This window comes from Bordetella tumbae (genome assembly GCF_965139195.1).
In the GTDB taxonomy this organism is placed as follows: domain Bacteria; phylum Pseudomonadota; class Gammaproteobacteria; order Burkholderiales; family Burkholderiaceae_B; genus Bordetella_A; species Bordetella_A tumbae.
Genome location: NZ_CBCSJH010000002.1, coordinates 339,402 through 356,251, shown reverse-complemented (window position 1 = coordinate 356,251; position 16,850 = coordinate 339,402). Strand labels below are relative to the sequence as shown.

Below are 16,850 nucleotides of genomic sequence, written 5' to 3'. Positions count from 1 at the left end.
GGCTAAATCGCGGCTCAACGGCCCGGCGGGGCTTTTACACGCCGACCTCCTGCTCGCAATGTCTGCCATTGACGGATGTTCGTACTCCTCTCGTTGTTGAGCAGACTCCATTGATTCGCGTCCAGTTTGGCCACGTGACAGGGACGCCTCCATAGAGACAATCACGAACAGCAAACGCCCCCAACACCAACAGCGATAAAAAAAATGCCCCCGCGCTGCGCCTTCGGCTTGCTGCCCCCGAGGGGGTATTTTCTTTCGCGTTGTGCGTGTTTTGTCCCAAAATGGCGCGTTCCAGTGATTGCGGGCACCGAATGAGTGCCAGTCTGCGATTGAGAATGCACCAATGTGGTGTGTATGGGGCGAAAAGACGCTGTCATTGATGGTTTTCATACAGCAATAAAACCTGGCACGGAAAGTGCTTTTGAGAGATACGCCGGTGTCATTTTTCTGAAAAGAATCCGGTCGTTGGTATTGGCATTTCCGCCGTTATCTATTCTCTCTCCGCACAGGATCCGCACCATGAAACGCACGCTGCTCGCCTTGCCCCTAGCGTTCTCGGCCAGTTATGCTGTTCTTGCCCATGCAGAACCCACTGATTTGGGTGCAGGTTTCTCGCTCAGCGGCAACGCCGCTATCGTCAGCGACTACCGGTTCCGTGGCTATTCACAGACCAATTTCCGCCCGGCCGTTCAGCTCGGTTTTGATTTGTCGCACACCTCGGGCTTTTACCTGGGAAACTGGAACTCCAACGTCTCTGATTTCGTCTTTCCCGAGGGCAACCTGGAAATGGATTTCTACGGGGGCTGGAAAGGAGCGTTGGGCGACAGCGGATTGAGCCTGGACGTCGGGGCTCTGTATTACTACTACCCCGGCTCAAAGTCGCCCAAAGGCGGCAACTACAACAATACGGACCTGTATCTAGGGCTGAGCTACGAAAACTATTCCTTGAAGTATTCGTATACCCCGAGCGATTTTTTCAGTACGCCGGACAGCAAAGGCACGTGGTATCTGGACGGCACGGCCAACTTTGACCTGGGCGACGGTTGGGGCCTCGTGGCGCACGTCGGTTACCAGAAGCTGAAGAAGCAGGTCAACATGGATGGCGACGATATCAACCACTATGTGGACTACAAACTGGGCGTGACCAAGGATCTGAACGGCTGGGTGCTGGGCCTGGCGGCCGTCGGCGCCTCCAAGGACAACTGGCTGCCCACCAAAAACGGCCATCCCTCTGGCCGTTTGGGGGCGGTGTTTTCTGTAGCCAAGGCGTTCTAAAACGGGTCCGTATCGGCCGCAATCAACAGTCTTCGGCTTCTCTTTTACAATACCCGGTTGCTCGTATCAGCCTGGATTGCACAAGAAATGGCCGAAGTACTGAATATCGAATCCCTGGACCTCGAAGCCCGGGGCATTGCGCGCCGCGATGGCAAGGTGGTGTTCGTCGAGGGCGCGCTGCCTTCCGAACGCGTCACCGCCGAGACCGTGCGTCGTAAACCGTCGTATGAAATCGCTCGCGTCGAAGACATACTGCGCCCATCGTCGTTGCGCGTGGCGCCGCGGTGCCCGCATTTTGGCGTCTGTGGCGGCTGTGCCATGCAGCACCTGGAGCCCAGCGCCCAGGTCGCCATCAAACAGCGTTCGCTGGAAGACACGTTCTGGCATGTCGGCAAGCTGCGTCCCCAACGCATTTTGCCGGCCTTGCACGGCCCGACCTGGGGTTACCGTTACCGTGCGCGCCTGTCCGTACGCGTGGTCCCTAAAAAGGGGGGTGTGCTGGTGGGCTTTCACGAGCGTAAAAGCAGCTACGTCGCCGACATGCGCGAGTGCCATGTCTTGCCGAAACACGTCAGTGACCTGCTGATGCCGTTGCGCGCGATGATTGCCTCGATGTCCAAGCCCGATCGCATGCCGCAGATCGAGGTCGCGCTAGGCGAGGGCGTCACGGCGCTGGTGCTGCGCCATCTCGAGCCATTGACCGATGGCGATATCGCGGTCTTGCGCGCCTTTGCCGCAAAGCACGATGTGCAATGGTGGCTGCAGTCCAAGGGGCCCGATACCGTCCACACGCTGGAGCCCGAGCATGCGGATGCGCTGGTCTACACCATGCCCCAATTCGGCTTGCGCATGCCATATCGGCCAACCGATTTTACGCAGGTCAATCACGCCATCAACCGCGCCATGGTGTCGCGAGCGTTGATGCTGCTGGACGTGCAGCCTACCGATCGTGTGGCGGATCTGTTCTGTGGGCTGGGCAATTTCACCCTGCCGTTGGCAACCCAGGGCCGCGAGGCGGTTGGCGTCGAGGGCAGCAAGGCATTGACCGATCGTGCGCTGGATGCTGCCACACGTCATGGGCTGGCGGATCGCACGAGCTTTGCCACCTTGAATCTGTTCGAGGTGGATGTCGAGTGGCTGCGCGGCCTGGGATATTTTGACCGCATGTTGATCGACCCGCCGCGCGAGGGTGCGCATGCCGTGGCGCAGGCCCTCGCATTGCTGTCGCCCGAAGAGCGTCCTCGCCGTATCGTCTATGTTTCCTGTAATCCCGCTACCTTGGCGCGCGATGCGGCAATCATGGCGCACGAAGGCGGCTACGTGGTGAAGAGCGCTGGCGTGATCAACATGTTTCCGCATACGGGGCATGTCGAGTCGATCGCGGTGTTCGAGTCGTTGTCGGCAGAGGAAGTTCTGGCGGTGCAAGAGCAGACGCGGTTGAGAAAGGCGCAAGAGATCGAGGATGCTGCGATCGCAGCCTGATCTCCTTACCAGTGCGTCTGCGGTCCGAGGGGAGCTGGCCTTTTACACTGCCAGCTTTCCCGTGGCGGCATCGTATGCGTCCTTGTTCAGCGGCTCCAGCGGGAACATGGGTCTCACGCGTTTTTTGAAGTCGAACAGCGACCAGTCCGAGCTGGTCACCCCCGGACTGTCGCATTCGATCAGCGCCGAGGAAATCGGCACGAACACCGGCCGGCAATACATGCGCGATTTCACGAGAATGAACTTGGCCTGCGTGGGCTCCAGCCCCATGCTCCGGAATACGCCCAGGTCCCAGGGCTCATGCGTGCGTTCGGTCAGCACCAGCTGCGCGGCGCCGATATCCAGTACGGCGCTGCGCCCCATGCAAGCCAGTTGCCCCGTATAGGTAGGGCCCGATATCACGTATTCGCCATTGGTGACGGCACGCACGGTGCCACGTAATGTCACGGGCGGCGTATTACGGCCGATCTCCGCAATAGGGCGCTTATTGCCCACCGGTAATTCGACTGTGGCGCCCACGCCAGCTTCAGACAGTCTTTGCACCGCTTCTGGATCGCAATACAGCCCAGCCAGTATGCCCGTCAGGCCGGCATCCAGCGCGGCCATCAGTACATCCATGGTGTCGCAGGTGCCCCCGCTCATGCAATTGTCGCCATGGTCCAGCAGCAGGACGGGTTTGTCTGCGGTTTCAGCCAGCGCTTTTGCGCGGGCGAGTGATTGAGCCAGCGGCTCGCTGTCGTACAGGAATCCCTCGCGGTTGGCCCAGATGGAGCCGGCGATCTCGGCTGCCACGCGATCCGCGCTTGCCGCGTCGCCATCGCCGACCACCACAACGCTCAGGCATGGGTTCGGAATGTCGGCCAGGCCAAAGCCCGCCAGGATGGACGCGCCCAATGCGCCGGCGGCCTCGGCGTCGCGTGCCGCTTGCACGGCGTCCCGCATGGCGCCCTCGGCCGTGTTGCTGCGCAGGGTATGCGACACCAGCGGCAGGCTGCGCCATGCGATCACGGGCTTGCATTTGCCATCCAGACTGTCGAACAGCAGGCGGCCCGCATGGTCGCCTGTTTCGTACATGTCGATATGCGGATAGGTCTTGAAACTGATGATGACGTTGGCGTTATCGATCATTTTCTGCGTGACGTTCGCATGCAGATCCAACGCTACTGCGATCGGCGTGCGCGGCGCAGCGGCCCGCACCCGTTCCAGTAAATCGCCTTCGCCATCGTCGGTGGTCTCGACGGCCATCGCGCCATGCAGGTCCAGCAGGATGGCATCGCAGCCCGCCGCCTCGGCAACAATGCAATCGCAAATCTGCTGATAGGCCTGCGCATCTACCCGGCCACTGGGATAGGCCGTCGCCGACACTGGGGTGACGAGTTCAGCCCCGCGCGCTTCGGCCAAATCGATGAACGCCGACATGGCCGTGCGCTTGCCCTTGTTTTCTGCGTAGGCGTCAGCGCCGTAGGTAGGGCCATCGTTACCGAACGAGGATAGCGGCGTCGGGACCGGCGAGAACGTGTTGGTCTCGTGGTTCATGCGTGCAATCAAGACTTTCATGTGCAACGGCTCGGGTCTGTGAGAGGAATTTCTTTACTCAGGGGAGGGCGCAGTCAAACGGTTTGCTTTGCCGCGCGCGTTTGAATCGTGCCGCAGCAGCGCAACATCGCGTGCAGCAATACGTTGCAGCCTGCTTCCAGGTGATCAGGTTGCGCGTCTTCGATTTCATTATGGCTGATGCCATCCTTGCACGGCACGAAGATCATTGCCGTGGGTGTGACGCGCGCCATGTATACCGCATCGTGCCCCGCGCCGCTGATCACGTCCAGGTGATCCAGGCCGAGTGTCGCTGCGCCATCGCGGATGGCCTGCACCAAACGCGGCTCGAAAGGTTGGGGCGGGAAATAGACGACTTCTTTTGACTCGATCTCAATCTTTCCTGGCACGGCGAGGTCCTGCACGGTGCGTGCCAATGCAGCGGCCATGCTATCCAGCGTGGCGTCATCCGCCGCGCGCATGTCTACGGTCAGGCTGACACGGCCGGGGATGACATTGCGTGAATTAGGGAAATTGTCCAGGCAACCCACGGTGCCGCGGCCATGGGGCGCATGATCGAGTGCAATACGATTGACCGCCCGGATCACATCGGCGGCGACCAACAAGGCATCGCGACGCAGTTCCATCGGCGTCGGGCCGGCGTGCGCCTCCTGGCCCGTGATGACGATGTCGTACCAACGCTGGCCCAGTGCGCCTTCGACCGCGCCGATGGTGATGTTCTTGGCCTCGAGGATCGGGCCCTGTTCGATGTGCGCTTCGAAATAAGCGCCGACGTCACGCCCGCCGACAGCATCCGGGCCGGCGTAGCCTATGTCGTTCAGCGCCTGCCGCACGGATATGCCATCGCGGTCAACCGCAGTCAACGCATGGTCCAGCGTAAAGGCGCCGGCATATACACCGGAACCCATCATGACCGGCACAAAACGCGATCCCTCTTCATTGGTCCACACCACGACTTCGACGGGGGCCTCGGTCTCGATACCGTGATCGTGCAGGGTACGCAGCACTTCAATGCCTGACAGCACGCCATAGTTGCCGTCGAATTTCCCGCCGGTCGGCTGCGTGTCGATGTGACTGCCCGTCATGACGGGCGGCAGATCGTCGCGCAGACCTGCACGACGCATGAAGATATTGCCAATCGCGTCCACGCGCACCGTGCAGCCCAGTTCTCGAGCCCAGGATGAGACCAGGTCGCGCCCTTGGCGGTCCAGGTCGGTCAATGCCAGGCGGCAGACGCCGCCCTTGTCGGTGGCGCCGATTTGCGCCAGTTCCATCAGTGAATTCCACAGACGGTCGCCGTCCACGCGCAAGGCGCTGACGGATTCTAAAGTTGTCATTTCCATGATGATTTCCTTCCAGCGTGCCGTGCGTTATACGCCCACGCCCAAATAACGGTCCTTGACGTCATCATTGGCCAGAAAGGCTGCGTTTGTGCCTTCGTAGACAATGGCGCCTTGTTCGATGATGAAATGGTGATCTGCGAGTTGAGTGCAGACTTCCAGATTTTGTTCCACCAGCAGGATTGTGACACCGGCCTGTTTGATCAGCTTGATCTGCGCCACGATTTCTTCCACGATCACTGGCGCCAGGCCCTCTACAGGCTCATCCAGCATCAGCACGCGCGGATGGTTCATCAAGGCCCGGCCGATCGCCAGCATCTGTTGTTCGCCTCCTGATAGCTGTCCGCCGCCGTTGCGGCGCCGTTCCTTCAGGCGCGGAAAGATCTTGTAGACGTCGTCCAGTTGCCACGGCGATTGGCGGCGAGCGCCCAGTTTCAGGTTTTCCTCGACCGTCAGCAGTTTGAAAATGCCGCGATGTTCCGGCACCAGGCACACCCCCATCGCGGCAATCCTGTGCGCAGGCTGCCCCGTGATGTCGCGGGAATGCAGCCGAATGCTGCCTGCCCGCGGCGCAATCACCCCCGCGATCGATTTGAGCGTGGTGGATTTTCCTGCGCCGTTGCGGCCCAACAGCGTGACCACCGAACCCTCAGGTACGTTCAGTGACACGCCCTGCAGGATATGGCTTTTGCCGTAATAGCTGTGGATGGCATCGATCTGCAGGCTCATGCGCGACCTCCGGTAATCATGTTGCCCAGATACGCGGCACGTACGCGCTCGTCATTGCGGATAACGTCGGGCCGGCCTTCGACCAGGACCCGGCCCTGCTGCATGACCGTGATCGTGTCGGATATGTCCATCACGATGTTCATGTTGTGCTCGATCAGCACCACGGTGTGATCGTCGCGCAGACCGCGGATCAGGTGCTTCATTTCATCCAGATCGTCGACACCCATGCCGGAGGTAGGCTCGTCCAGAAAAATGGCCCGCGGCTTGGCGGCCAGCGCCATGCCGACTTCGAGCCGCCGTTGCTGGCCGTGTGATAAGGCGCCTGCGGCAACGCCGGCCAGACGCGTCAATCCCATGCGTTGCATCGACGTGTCGACGATATCGGCATGTGCGCGTGCGCCTGATGGCGGATGCCAGCAATCGAAAGCCCCTGATCGGTGCACCCCTTGGGCCGCCAGACGCAGGTTTTCACGCACAGACAGATTCGTGAACAGGCTGGTGACCTGAAACGAGCGGGCGATGCCGCGTTGCACGCGTTGGTGATCTGCTTCGCGCGTGACGTCGTGGCCGTCGAATACGATGCTGCCTTCGCTGGCCATCAGCGTGCCGGTGAGGGTGTGAAACAGGGTGGTCTTGCCTGCGCCGTTAGGGCCGATCACGGAATGCACGGTGCGCGGGTAGATCTGCAGGTCTACGCCATGCAATGCAACGAATTTCCCGAACCGCTTGATGATGCCGCGGGCCTGTAATAAGGGCTGCGCCGGGGCCGCGGACGGAGCCGTCGTGGCTGAAATACCGTCGTGCGTCGTCATGCGCGTTCCTCCTTCGTCGTATCGCCCGCGGCAGGGCCTCGCCGTACCGACAGCCACAGACGCTCACCCAGGCCCCACAGACCTTTCTGCATGAACAGGCTGACAGCAATCAACAGGAAACCCAACAGCATCAGCCAACGCGGCCATAGCGTGGATAGCCAGTCCGCAAACAAGACATAAAACGCCGCGCCTAATACTGACGCAAACAGATTACCGGTGCCACCGATCACGGTCATGACCAGGATCATTTCGCTGGTGTGGTATTCGATGCTGGACAGCGGTGCGATGCCTGTCATCATGGCCAGGAACGCACCTGCCAGCGCGGTCACCGCGCCAGAGATGGCAAAGGCGGCCAATTTGAACATCTTTACGTTGTAGCCTACCGCAGCCGCGCGCGCCTCGTTATCGCGTATGGCCAACAAGGTGCGTCCGAATACGGAGTTCGTGATGCGCAGCAATAGCCAGAACACAATCAGGAAACACACTGCCACAAAGGTATAGAACTGCCAAGGTGATGCGAGCGACATCAGCTCCGCGCCTGCCACTGACACGGGCGGGCGAGGTACGTCGAGCAAGCCGTTGTCGCCGCCGGTCAGGTCCGGCAAGCTATAGGCCAGGAAATAAAACATCTGTGCAAAGGCCAACGTCAGCATGACGAAATACGTACCCCGTTGCCGGATAGCAAACCAGCCGACAAAGGCGGCGGCGAGGGCGCCCACGACGACGGCGGCTATCAAGGCCAGGGGCATCGGCAGTGCAAAACGCGTCAGCAGAATTCCAACGGTATAGCTGCCCAAACCAAAGAAAATGCCCTGGCCAAACGATAGCAACCCGGTAAAACCCAATAGCAGGTTGCAGCCCAGCACTGCCAGCGCGTAGATCAGCACCTCGGTCGCGAGCGATCCGGACTGCATGCACAACGGCAATATCAACGCGACCAGCAACGCCAGCACCAGTTGCATGTGGGATTTCAATCGGATCATCAGCCTCTCCCCAGCAGACCGTGCGGACGCAGCAGCAATACTGCAGCCATGGCGACGTAGATCATCAGGCGGGCCCCTTCAGGCCACAGCGTGCTCATGACACTTTGCACGATGCCGATCAGCAAGCCGCCCACCAACGCGCCGGAAAAGCTGCCCATGCCGCCCACCACCACAATAACGAATGCGATGCCCAATGCCTCGATGCCCATGAACGGCTCGACACCGCGAATGGGCGCAGCGAGCACACCGGCCAGCGCTGCGGTGGCCGCACCCAGCGCGAACACCAGGCTGAAGACACGGAACACATTGATCCCCAGCAGTGACACCATCTCGGTCGATTCACTGCCTGCGCGCACTGCGCTGCCCAATCGCGTGCCCTCGAGCACATACCACAGCAGCAGGGCAAACACGGCAGTGAAGCCGATCACGAACAAGCGATATTTGGGATAGATAAAGCTGCCCCACATCACGACGCCTTGCAGGGACGCAGGAGCGGCGACATTGTCGCCCAGTGGTCCCCAGATCACGATGACGGCTTCCTGCAGTACCAGTGCCAGGCCGACGGTGATCAAGATGTGGAATTCATGCGGCTGCGCGTACACATGCCGCAGCACGACCTTTTCGACCACCCAGGCGCAGGCGCCCACAATCAGCGGCACGATGGCCAGCGCGACCCAGAAATTCAAGCCCCATTGAATGGCCTGAAAACAGAAATAAGCGCCCAGCAGATAAAACGCGCCGTGCGCAAAATTGACGAAGCGCAAGAGACCAAAAATGATGGACAAGCCGACTGCCAGCAGGAAGTACAGCATGCCCACGCCGATCCCATTGACCACCTGAAGCAAATAAACATTCATGCGGAGTGTGCGTAGAGAAGAGGATATGTCCGAAGACGGAAGCCGCGACGTGCCTGATATCAGGCGCGTCGCGGCGTGCGGACATTACATCTTGCAGCCAGTCTCGGCAACAGGCAGGAACGATTGTCCGGAATGGACGATGGTCGCGTAATCGTCCTTGTCCTTCATCTCGGATTTTTTCTTGCCCTTTAGCAGGTAGTAGTTTTTCAGCACCTGGTGATCTTCTTTGCGGATTTCTTCGGTACCGGTCAGGCCCTCGTAGCGCATGCCTTCCATTTGCGCAATGACTTTCGCGGGGTCATCGCTGTTGGCCTTGATCATGGCATCTACCATGATGCGCGTGCAGATGTAGGAACCAGCCAGGCTGTAGTTGGGATTCATCTTCAGCTTGGACTGGGTCAATTGGACCAACTCTTTATTCAGCGGCGAATCGATACCGTGCCAGTATTGCGCGCCAAAATACACGCCTTCGCATAGGTCCGCGCCCAGGCTTTCGAATTGCTCCAGACCCGATGCCCAGGCAATCAGGATGGTGCAGTTTTGCTTCATGCCAAAGCTGACTGCCTGGCGCAGCGTGTCGGACGATTGTGAGCCAAAGTTCAGAATCAGCAGCACGTCGGGTTGTGCGGCCATGGCGTTGGTCAGGTAGCCGCTGAATTCCTTTTCGGTCAACGAGTGATAGCTGTTGCCTACGTGCTCGATGCCTTTTTCCTTGAGGATCGCCTTGGCGGCATTCAGCAGCCCTTCGCCGAATACATACTGCGGTGTGATGGTGTAGACGCGCTTGGCGCCGGGTTTTTCCGCCAGCAACGGGCGCAGGGTTTGCTCGATCGCGCCAAAGGTGGGCACTGACCAGCGGAACGTGGCGCGGTTGCAATCCTTGCCGGTGATTTCATCGGCGCCCGCGGTGGTGATGAACACGGCATTTGCCTTCTCGGCTTCTTTGCCCATGGCCAATGCTTCGGATGACAGGATGCCGCCTGCCCAGAATTTGGCGCCTTTTTGCTGGGCAATTTCCTGGACTTTGCGGACCGCGGTGGCAGGCTTGCCTTCGGTGTCCAGCACGGTGTAGGCCAAGGGACGCTCCAACGCCTTGCCGTATTGTTCCAAGGCGAGTTTCATGCCCAGGTCCGCGAATTTACCGTTCGCGGCGAACGCGCCCGACATAGGCACCGGGCAGGCGAACTGGATAGCACCAGCGGATTGCGCCAGCGCGGAACGAGCGGTCCATAAAGAGCCCGGCACTGCGCCCAACGCAGCCATCTTCAAGAGGTTACGGCGATTCAAGATTTTTCTCCCTGGCCGCGGCGCGCATCGGCGGCGGCATATAGACGTTATATGCGCGGCTCGCGCGCATTCCTGTACGGCTGACTCTGACTCGAGGTGGACTTGGTGTTTCCACTGATGCTGCGCCTGCGACCCTATTTATCATGATAAATAGGATTAATATCATAATCGTGCAGGGCAGCAATCGGTGTCAAGAATCTGGGTATCAGGTTTAACCCTGGGTCGGGCCGATGCACCGAAAGCAGTGAGGATGACAATGACGCGACCCATGCGCAAAGGATCGTTATGGACTTTGACAGTCAGGACATGCAGCCCACGGCAGCGATGGGCCAACCCAAACGCAGCGATCTGGTGGCTGAGGAAATCAAGCGGCTGATTACCGCCAAGAACCTGTTGCCCGGCGACAAGCTGCCGCGCGAGAGCGAATTGCAGAGCATGTTCGCCGTGAGCAAAAGCACGATCCGCGAAGCACTGAAGTCCCTGGAGGTACAGGGCTTGGTGAAGGTCAGCACCGGGCCAGGCGGAGGAGGGATGGTGGTCGAGGTGCCGCTGGATCGCACGTTCCAGTTAATGCAGAACTACCTGTTTTTCAAGGAAGTGCGTATCGAAGACATCTACCAGGTGCGCAAGCTGCTGGAACCGGAACTGGCCGCCAGCGCCGTTGCGCATTTGACCGATGCGCACTTTGCCGCGCTGGAGCACAACATCCAATGCTGCGACCCGATGGCGGAACATGTCGAGGACCCGCTGGCGCAGCGGCAGGAGGAAATGAACTTCCACGACATTTTTGCCGCGGCCTGCCCGAATTCTTTTTTGCGCTTCAGCTGCGAAATGATCAATCAGATGATCCGGCAACTGACCGTCTTCGACAACGAGATGCCACCGCAGGAACAGGCAAGATTCGGTATGTCGAACACAAAATTCCACAAGCAGATCCTGCAAGCTGCGCGAGAGCGTGACGCAGAGCGCGTACGAGCATTGATGAGCGATCACATGCATGACTGCATGCGGTCAGTGACACGCATGCACGGCAAACTGAAAGGCCGCTTGATCCTGGACTCAGAAATGTCCCGGCGTACGGTGGCGCGCAATGCGCGCCGGGCGGGGCGACAGAAGGCTGGAGGGTAGATTGTCACGCATGCGCGGAGTGATGAGGGTGATCTGTGGTTGCACTGAAATGGACGCCAAGCGCGCTCATTACCTTGCGTAGCGTGAGATAGCTTGGGTTGGCGCCGGGGGCTAAGGCCTTATAAAGGCTGGTACGGCCGAGCCCTGTCTTCTTTGCAATCTCTGTGATACCTCGAGCACGCGCGGCAACGGAAAGCGCGCTGAGAAAAACATCTGGATTTTCATCTTTCGCCGCCTCGGCGAGAAACATGGCGATAGCCTCATCATTCTCCAGGTATTCTGCTGCGTCGAATTCTCGTAGTTCAACCATTTTATTGCTCCGCTGAATGTCAGCCCAAAGCTTCTTTGCTCGTACGATGATTGAGGACAGCCATATATCAAACTCTTTGGTACGTAGAAACTTCAACATCTGCGATTGTATCCTTTGGGATACATGCATTCAACTGACAGAAGTTGAATCTTAGAGAGCGGCTGTCGGCCGCACAATTCGCCTACAGGACCAATTTATCGCACTTGACCTCAACCCTCATGCGTCACTGCAACGCCACCTAACTCCTCAATAATCGGACATTCTGGCCGATTGTTTCCTTTGCAGTGTTCGGCCAGATGCCGCAGCGTATCGGCCATTTGCTGTAGTTCCGCGGCCTTGCGCTCCAGGCCTTCTACATGGCTTAACGCAACGCGTTTTACATCCGCGCTGGCGCGGTCACGATCGCGCCACAGGGCCAGCAGCTCGTGCATTTGCTCCACCGAAAATCCCAGATCCCGCGCACGGCGCACGAAGCGCAGGGTGTGCAGTTCCTTGTCTCCGTAGACGCGATATCCGGAGTCCGTGCGTGTGGCCGAGTCAATCAAGCCGATGCTTTCGTAATAGCGAATCATCTTGGCAGAGATGCCCGACGCGGTGGCAGCTTGTCCAATATTCATGGCGTCAATCTCCTAAACAGCGGCAGGTCGTGAACTAGCGTGAAAGCGGCGCAGGCGTAGCGCGTTACCCAACACAAACACGCTGGACATGGCCATTGCCGCAGCAGCGAACATGGGCGAGAGCGCTACGCCATACGCCGGATATAGCGCGCCCGCCGCCACTGGAATCAAGGCAACGTTATAGGCGAACGCCCAGAACAGGTTCTGCCGGATATTGGCCATCGTGGCGCGGCTCAATGCGATCGCATCGGGAACGGCATTCAGATCCCCCGCCATGAGGACCACCGATGCGGCTTCGATGGCAACATCGGTGCCGGTGCCGATAGCAATGCCGATATCCGAGGCCGCCAGTGCCGGAGCATCGTTGATGCCATCGCCTACGAACGCCAGGCGGCGCCCATTTTTGCGCAGGTCTTCAATCGCGGCGACCTTGCCGTCCGGCAGGACTTCGGCGCGCACTTCGTCGATACCCAGCTGGCGGGCAACGCCACGAGCAGTATGTGTGTTATCACCGGTAATCATCGCCGTTTGGATGCCCAGGCGATGCAGTGTGGCGATGGATTGCGCGGCAGAAGGCTTGATCGGATCGCTGACCGCGACCATGGCAGCAATTTGCCCGTCTACGGCTACGTAGATGGGAGTTTTGCCTGCCTCGCCCCAGGCGGCAATGGGATCCTGCGTAGCGGCATGGTCTACATCGAGCTTTGCTGTGATGTCTACGCCATGCTCGGACATCAAACGGCTATTGCCGGCGATGACCTTGCGGCCTTCGATGGTGGCTTGTACGCCGGCACCGGTGAAGGCCTGAAAATCGTCGGCTTTTGGCAGACTCAGGCCGCGCTCCTCGGCCGCCGCGACGATGGCCAAGGCAATAGGGTGCTCGGATCGAGTCTGTACGGCAGCCAGCCAACGCAGCACCTCTGTCTCGTCAAATCCGTTGCGCGTATGGATATCGGTGAGCGCAGGTTTGCCCTCGGTCAAGGTGCCGGTCTTGTCGAACGCGATCACTTCTACGTCGCGCAGCGCCTGCAAGGCGTCACCCTGGCGAAACAGGATACCCATATCCGCCGCTCGGCCTGTACCCACCATGATCGAGGTCGGCGTGGCCAGTCCCATGGCGCAAGGGCAGGCGATGATGAGCACTGCAACCGCATTCACCAACGCAAAGGGCAGGGCAGGCGCCGGCCCCCACATCAGCCACGCTGCAAAGGTCAGCAGCGCTGCGGCCATGACGGCCGGCACAAACCAAGCGGTGACCTGATCGACCAGGGTCTGAATGGGCAGACGCGCTCCTTGGGCAGCCTCCACCATGCCGATGATGCGTGCCAACATGGTGTCCGCACCGGTATGCGTGACACGCAGCGTGAAACTGCCTGAGGTGTTCAGGGTGCCGCCGGTAGCGGACATGCCTACTGTTTTTTCGACAGGAACAGGTTCTCCCGTCAGCATGGATTCATCGACAAACGAGCGGCCTTCGATAATCTCACCGTCGATGGGGATTTTTTCTCCCGGACGCACGACGACATGTTCGCCGCGCAAGACCTGGTCAATGGGGACGTCCTGTAGTTTTCCCTCGCGCAGCACGCGCGCGGTGCGTGGCTGCAGACCGATCAGACGCTTGATAGCAGCGCCAGTGCGGCCTTTGGCGCGAGCCTCCAGCATGCGGCCCAACAAGATCAGCGTAACGATAACGGCTGCCGCTTCGAAATAGACATGCAGCGCGTTACTGGGCAACCAGTCCGGCAAAAAGGTCGCGACGGTGGAATAGCCCCACGCCGCGCCCGCACCCACTGCTACCAGAGAGTTCATTTCCGGTGCGCGGCGCCATAAGGCGATGAGCCCTTTGGTAAAGAACACACGGCCGGGCCATGCCAGCACGAGCGTGGTCAGCACGAACTGCAATCGCCAGCTATTTTCCCGGCCCAGCGTGTCGAGAATCCAGTGATGAAAGCCCGGCAGGATGTGTGAGCCCATCTCCAATACAAAAACCGGCAGGGTCAGGATAACGGCTACTGTGAAGGCCCGGCGCAGTGCACGAGCCTCCTCGGCGCGGGCCTGGGCCTGGCGGTCTTCATGTCCGTCGTTGGCGACGATAGGTTGGGCTTCGTAACCCATACGCACGACAGCGGCAACCAACGCGTCGGTGCCTGCGGCAATCGGGTCGTAATTCACCTGCGCGCGTTCGGTGGCCAGGTTGACGCTGGCCTGATTCACGCCTGGTACGGCCGATAGTGCCTTTTCCACACGCTTGACGCACGAGGCGCAGGTCATGCCCGTAATGGCAAGCTCTGTCTGGGTGAGAGAGGAGGCGTTCATGCTGAACTCCGTCAAAGTTGAGAGCGAATGGTGATAGTCTCAACCTTGACATGATGGGAAGGTCAAGCTTAATTGTACGCTTGATATTGCACGGCACTTCGGCATGTGGAAAAACGCAAGCCACACTTTGTCGGCAACCGCATAGCCGCTATACGGAACGGCCGTATGACCCGGGCACCGACAATGGACGTGCTATGAGCTGCGGCTCACACCAGTGAGTGGATGAGAAATCCCACCGTCGCCGTAGCTTCTGAGTATCTGAGCGATGACGATCTGATAGCCGTCGAGCCAGCGTGCTTGCTGTTGCTTGGCGGCGATATGGGCGGGGTGATCAATCAATCGCTGGAGCGCTTCCAGTGTTTCCCAGTAGTACACATTCGAGATAAGCCCGGTTGCCGGATTTTCCCAACTCTCTTCCCCCAGATAGCCGGGAATCGATTTAGCGGTCTGCGCGATGACGCTGTCCAACGCGTGGAATTCATCATCGTAGTCGCGTTTGGCAAAAGTAAATGTGGAGGTATACATAGGCAGATAGGGAATTAGTATGAATCGTTGAGGCACAATGATAGGCTTGACCTTAACATCATGGGAAGGTTTAAGCTGGTTGCAATCGGTCCTGGGTCACGCGAATGTTTCGCTGGGCGCGCGGACCTGATTTCGACTACCTAAAAGGAGCATTTATGTCTTTCCAATTCAACGTTCCCGACATGACCTGCGGCCACTGTGTGAGTACGATTACCAAGGCTGTGAAAGAAGCGGTGCCTAGCGCCACCGTGACCACGGACCTGGGCGCGCATCGCGTCACCGTCGACGGAGCGCCTGACGTAGAGGAAGTACGGCAGGCGATTGTCGAGGCGGGTTATGAGGCGCAATTGGCCTGAGGCGCCATGGGCACAGGCCGTGCTGCAGAACGATATGCAGGCGGCTTGGCTTCCGTGCTGGTTCGATAGTGCGCTTTTGTTGTTTAATTAGTACTGTCTTTTGATTTTCAATTGTTCATTGAATTTATCTATCAATTAATTTAAATAATTAAATTAGATAAATTAATAGCTATTGTTTATTATTTCCACATGGTCGCTGAGGACCTCTCAACACATCTGGAGATAAACGAATGCTGCAAAACCGCGAAGGCCAACGAGTCCCTAACGTCACTTTCCCTGTCCGCGAGGGCAATGACTGGAAACAGGTGACGACCGACGATATTTTCAAGAACAAGACTGTTGTCGTCTTCTCCCTGCCTGGCGCTTTTACGCCGACTTGCTCGTCGACCCACCTGCCGCGTTACAACGAACTGGCATCTGCATTTTTTGCCGAAGGCGTCGATAGCATCGTCTGCGTGTCGGTGAACGACACGTTCGTGATGAACGAATGGGCCAAGGACCAGGAATCCGCGAACATCACGCTACTGCCCGATGGCAACGGTGATTTCACCGAGGGCATGGGCATGCTGGTCGACAAGCGCGATTTGGGCTTTGGCAAGCGCAGCTGGCGCTATTCCATGCTGGTGAAAGACGGCGTGGTGGAAAAAATGTTCATCGAGCCGGAAAAAGAAGGCGACCCGTTTGAGGTGTCCGATGCGGACACGATGCTGGCTTACTTTGCCCCGAAGGCCAAGAAGCCCGATCAAGTCGTCGTGTTCTCCAAGCCGGGTTGCCCGTTCTGCGTGGAAGCCAAGGCCCTGTTGGATGAGAAAGGCTACAACGCCATCGAAATCCCCTTGGAAAACAAGGTGCGCGGCCGTGTGATCGGCGCGGTGTCGGGTAAAGGGACTGCTCCGCAGGTCTTTATCAACGGCACGCTGATTGGTGGCTTGGAAGATCTGAAGGCGCATTTCGCCTGATGGCCACGGGGGGGCTGGGAGTTTCTGGCCTCCCTTGAACCGTTTTTCATAAATAAACGCTCGTGCCAGCCGTTACGGCGGCTGTGAGGGCTTTTTTGTCGCCGGGCCGTCCCAAGACAAAAAGCGCCCCTTGGGGGGCAGCAAGTCGAAGGCGCAGCGTGGGTTTTTTTTTGTCGCCGGGGGCAGCAAGCGAAAGGCGCGGCGTGGGGTTTTGGCCAGGGTTGTTGTCTGTGGCATGCGTAGTGCGGAGTTCTTTTGGCGCAGGAGGTCGGCGTGTAAAAGCCCCGCCGGGCCTATCGCCGCGACTCGGCCCATGAGCA

At 59.0% G+C, this 16,850-nt stretch carries 16 protein-coding genes; 5 read left to right on the top strand and 11 right to left on the bottom strand.

Going from position 1 to position 16,850, the window contains the following annotated elements; genetic code table 11:
- Nucleotides 1-519 precede the first annotated feature (519 nt).
- The gene (locus ACNA0J_RS05285; RefSeq protein WP_415817108.1) at nucleotides 520-1,275 is read left to right on the top strand and encodes a TorF family putative porin; all 756 of its coding nucleotides are present in this window, start codon (nucleotides 520-522) and stop codon (nucleotides 1,273-1,275) included.
- An 87-nt stretch (nucleotides 1,276-1,362) separates the two neighbouring features.
- The gene (gene rlmD, locus ACNA0J_RS05280) at nucleotides 1,363-2,757 is read left to right on the top strand and encodes a 23S rRNA (uracil(1939)-C(5))-methyltransferase RlmD (protein WP_415817106.1); all 1,395 of its coding nucleotides are present in this window, start codon (nucleotides 1,363-1,365) and stop codon (nucleotides 2,755-2,757) included.
- A 42-nt stretch (nucleotides 2,758-2,799) separates the two neighbouring features.
- Here the strand turns inward: rlmD and ACNA0J_RS05275 are convergent, their stop codons facing one another.
- From ACNA0J_RS05275 to ACNA0J_RS05245, 7 genes are all read right to left on the bottom strand, one after another.
- Entirely contained in the window at nucleotides 2,800-4,314 is a 1,515-nt protein-coding gene (locus ACNA0J_RS05275; protein ID WP_415817104.1) for a M81 family metallopeptidase, read from the bottom strand.
- A gap of 53 nt (nucleotides 4,315-4,367) precedes the next feature.
- Nucleotides 4,368-5,654 (bottom strand): Zn-dependent hydrolase, encoded by a 1,287-nt coding sequence (locus tag ACNA0J_RS05270; RefSeq protein WP_415817102.1) that lies wholly within the window; start codon nucleotides 5,652-5,654, stop codon nucleotides 4,368-4,370.
- A 27-nt stretch (nucleotides 5,655-5,681) separates the two neighbouring features.
- Nucleotides 5,682-6,380 carry an ABC transporter ATP-binding protein gene (locus tag ACNA0J_RS05265; RefSeq protein ID WP_415817100.1) on the bottom strand — a complete coding sequence of 233 codons (699 nt, stop codon included), beginning with the start codon at nucleotides 6,378-6,380 and terminating at the stop codon, nucleotides 5,682-5,684.
- Nucleotides 6,377-7,192 carry an ABC transporter ATP-binding protein gene (locus ACNA0J_RS05260; RefSeq protein WP_415817098.1) on the bottom strand — a complete coding sequence of 272 codons (816 nt, stop codon included), beginning with the start codon at nucleotides 7,190-7,192 and terminating at the stop codon, nucleotides 6,377-6,379. The genes ACNA0J_RS05265 and ACNA0J_RS05260 overlap by 4 nt, the downstream gene beginning before the upstream one ends.
- Complete coding sequence (locus ACNA0J_RS05255; protein ID WP_415817096.1) at nucleotides 7,189-8,175, bottom strand: branched-chain amino acid ABC transporter permease; 987 nt, start codon at nucleotides 8,173-8,175, stop codon at nucleotides 7,189-7,191. Before ACNA0J_RS05255 ends, ACNA0J_RS05260 begins: the two co-directional genes overlap by 4 nt.
- Complete coding sequence (locus tag ACNA0J_RS05250; RefSeq protein WP_094837984.1) at nucleotides 8,175-9,032, bottom strand: branched-chain amino acid ABC transporter permease; 858 nt, start codon at nucleotides 9,030-9,032, stop codon at nucleotides 8,175-8,177. The genes ACNA0J_RS05255 and ACNA0J_RS05250 overlap by 1 nt, the downstream gene beginning before the upstream one ends.
- 84 nt (nucleotides 9,033-9,116) lie before the next feature.
- Nucleotides 9,117-10,319 carry an ABC transporter substrate-binding protein gene (locus ACNA0J_RS05245; RefSeq protein ID WP_415817094.1) on the bottom strand — a complete coding sequence of 401 codons (1,203 nt, stop codon included), beginning with the start codon at nucleotides 10,317-10,319 and terminating at the stop codon, nucleotides 9,117-9,119.
- Between the two features lie 285 nt (nucleotides 10,320-10,604).
- On the opposite strand from ACNA0J_RS05245, the gene ACNA0J_RS05240 reads away from it, so the two are divergent.
- Nucleotides 10,605-11,447, top strand: coding sequence for a FadR/GntR family transcriptional regulator (locus ACNA0J_RS05240; RefSeq protein ID WP_415817092.1), 843 nt, complete (start codon nucleotides 10,605-10,607; stop codon nucleotides 11,445-11,447).
- Between the two features lie 4 nt (nucleotides 11,448-11,451).
- Here ACNA0J_RS05240 and ACNA0J_RS05235 read toward each other — a convergent pair whose 3' ends face one another.
- The 4 genes from ACNA0J_RS05235 to ACNA0J_RS05220 form a co-directional block, all read right to left on the bottom strand.
- Nucleotides 11,452-11,856 carry an addiction module antidote protein gene (locus tag ACNA0J_RS05235; RefSeq protein ID WP_415817090.1) on the bottom strand — a complete coding sequence of 135 codons (405 nt, stop codon included), beginning with the start codon at nucleotides 11,854-11,856 and terminating at the stop codon, nucleotides 11,452-11,454.
- Nucleotides 11,857-11,966: 110 nt separating this feature from the next.
- Nucleotides 11,967-12,374 carry a Cu(I)-responsive transcriptional regulator gene (cueR, locus tag ACNA0J_RS05230; RefSeq protein ID WP_415817088.1) on the bottom strand — a complete coding sequence of 136 codons (408 nt, stop codon included), beginning with the start codon at nucleotides 12,372-12,374 and terminating at the stop codon, nucleotides 11,967-11,969.
- 12 nt (nucleotides 12,375-12,386) lie between these two features.
- Entirely contained in the window at nucleotides 12,387-14,690 is a 2,304-nt protein-coding gene (locus tag ACNA0J_RS05225; RefSeq protein WP_415817086.1) for a heavy metal translocating P-type ATPase, read from the bottom strand.
- Nucleotides 14,691-14,882: 192 nt separating this feature from the next.
- Nucleotides 14,883-15,215, bottom strand: coding sequence for an antibiotic biosynthesis monooxygenase family protein (locus ACNA0J_RS05220; protein ID WP_415817084.1), 333 nt, complete (start codon nucleotides 15,213-15,215; stop codon nucleotides 14,883-14,885).
- A gap of 155 nt (nucleotides 15,216-15,370) precedes the next feature.
- Here ACNA0J_RS05220 and ACNA0J_RS05215 point away from each other — a divergent pair, with 155 nt between their 5' ends.
- On the top strand, nucleotides 15,371-15,571 hold the full coding sequence (locus tag ACNA0J_RS05215) for a heavy-metal-associated domain-containing protein (RefSeq protein ID WP_415817082.1): 201 nt from the start codon (nucleotides 15,371-15,373) through the stop codon (nucleotides 15,569-15,571).
- 230 nt (nucleotides 15,572-15,801) lie between these two features.
- Nucleotides 15,802-16,530: a glutathione peroxidase gene (locus ACNA0J_RS05210; protein WP_415817080.1), complete on the top strand. Its 729-nt coding sequence runs from the start codon at nucleotides 15,802-15,804 to the stop codon at nucleotides 16,528-16,530.
- Nucleotides 16,531-16,850: the final 320 nt, after the last annotated feature.

Bases quoted from the DNA above. Each gene is read 5' to 3' on its own strand.
- ACNA0J_RS05285 (WP_415817108.1), top strand. From the start codon at position 520: ATGAAACGCACGCTGCTCGCCTTGCCCCTAGCGTTCTCGGCCAGTTAT.
- rlmD (WP_415817106.1), top strand. From the start codon at position 1,363: ATGGCCGAAGTACTGAATATCGAATCCCTGGACCTCGAAGCCCGGGGC.
- ACNA0J_RS05275 (WP_415817104.1), bottom strand. From the start codon at position 4,314: ATGAAAGTCTTGATTGCACGCATGAACCACGAGACCAACACGTTCTCG.
- ACNA0J_RS05270 (WP_415817102.1), bottom strand. From the start codon at position 5,654: ATGGAAATGACAACTTTAGAATCCGTCAGCGCCTTGCGCGTGGACGGC.
- ACNA0J_RS05265 (WP_415817100.1), bottom strand. From the start codon at position 6,380: ATGAGCCTGCAGATCGATGCCATCCACAGCTATTACGGCAAAAGCCAT.
- ACNA0J_RS05260 (WP_415817098.1), bottom strand. From the start codon at position 7,192: ATGACGACGCACGACGGTATTTCAGCCACGACGGCTCCGTCCGCGGCC.
- ACNA0J_RS05255 (WP_415817096.1), bottom strand. From the start codon at position 8,175: ATGATCCGATTGAAATCCCACATGCAACTGGTGCTGGCGTTGCTGGTC.
- ACNA0J_RS05250 (WP_094837984.1), bottom strand. From the start codon at position 9,032: ATGAATGTTTATTTGCTTCAGGTGGTCAATGGGATCGGCGTGGGCATG.
- ACNA0J_RS05240 (WP_415817092.1), top strand. From the start codon at position 10,605: ATGGACTTTGACAGTCAGGACATGCAGCCCACGGCAGCGATGGGCCAA.
- ACNA0J_RS05235 (WP_415817090.1), bottom strand. From the start codon at position 11,856: ATGTTGAAGTTTCTACGTACCAAAGAGTTTGATATATGGCTGTCCTCA.
- cueR (WP_415817088.1), bottom strand. From the start codon at position 12,374: ATGAATATTGGACAAGCTGCCACCGCGTCGGGCATCTCTGCCAAGATG.
- ACNA0J_RS05225 (WP_415817086.1), bottom strand. From the start codon at position 14,690: ATGAACGCCTCCTCTCTCACCCAGACAGAGCTTGCCATTACGGGCATG.
- ACNA0J_RS05220 (WP_415817084.1), bottom strand. From the start codon at position 15,215: ATGTATACCTCCACATTTACTTTTGCCAAACGCGACTACGATGATGAA.
- ACNA0J_RS05215 (WP_415817082.1), top strand. From the start codon at position 15,371: ATGTCTTTCCAATTCAACGTTCCCGACATGACCTGCGGCCACTGTGTG.
- ACNA0J_RS05210 (WP_415817080.1), top strand. From the start codon at position 15,802: ATGCTGCAAAACCGCGAAGGCCAACGAGTCCCTAACGTCACTTTCCCT.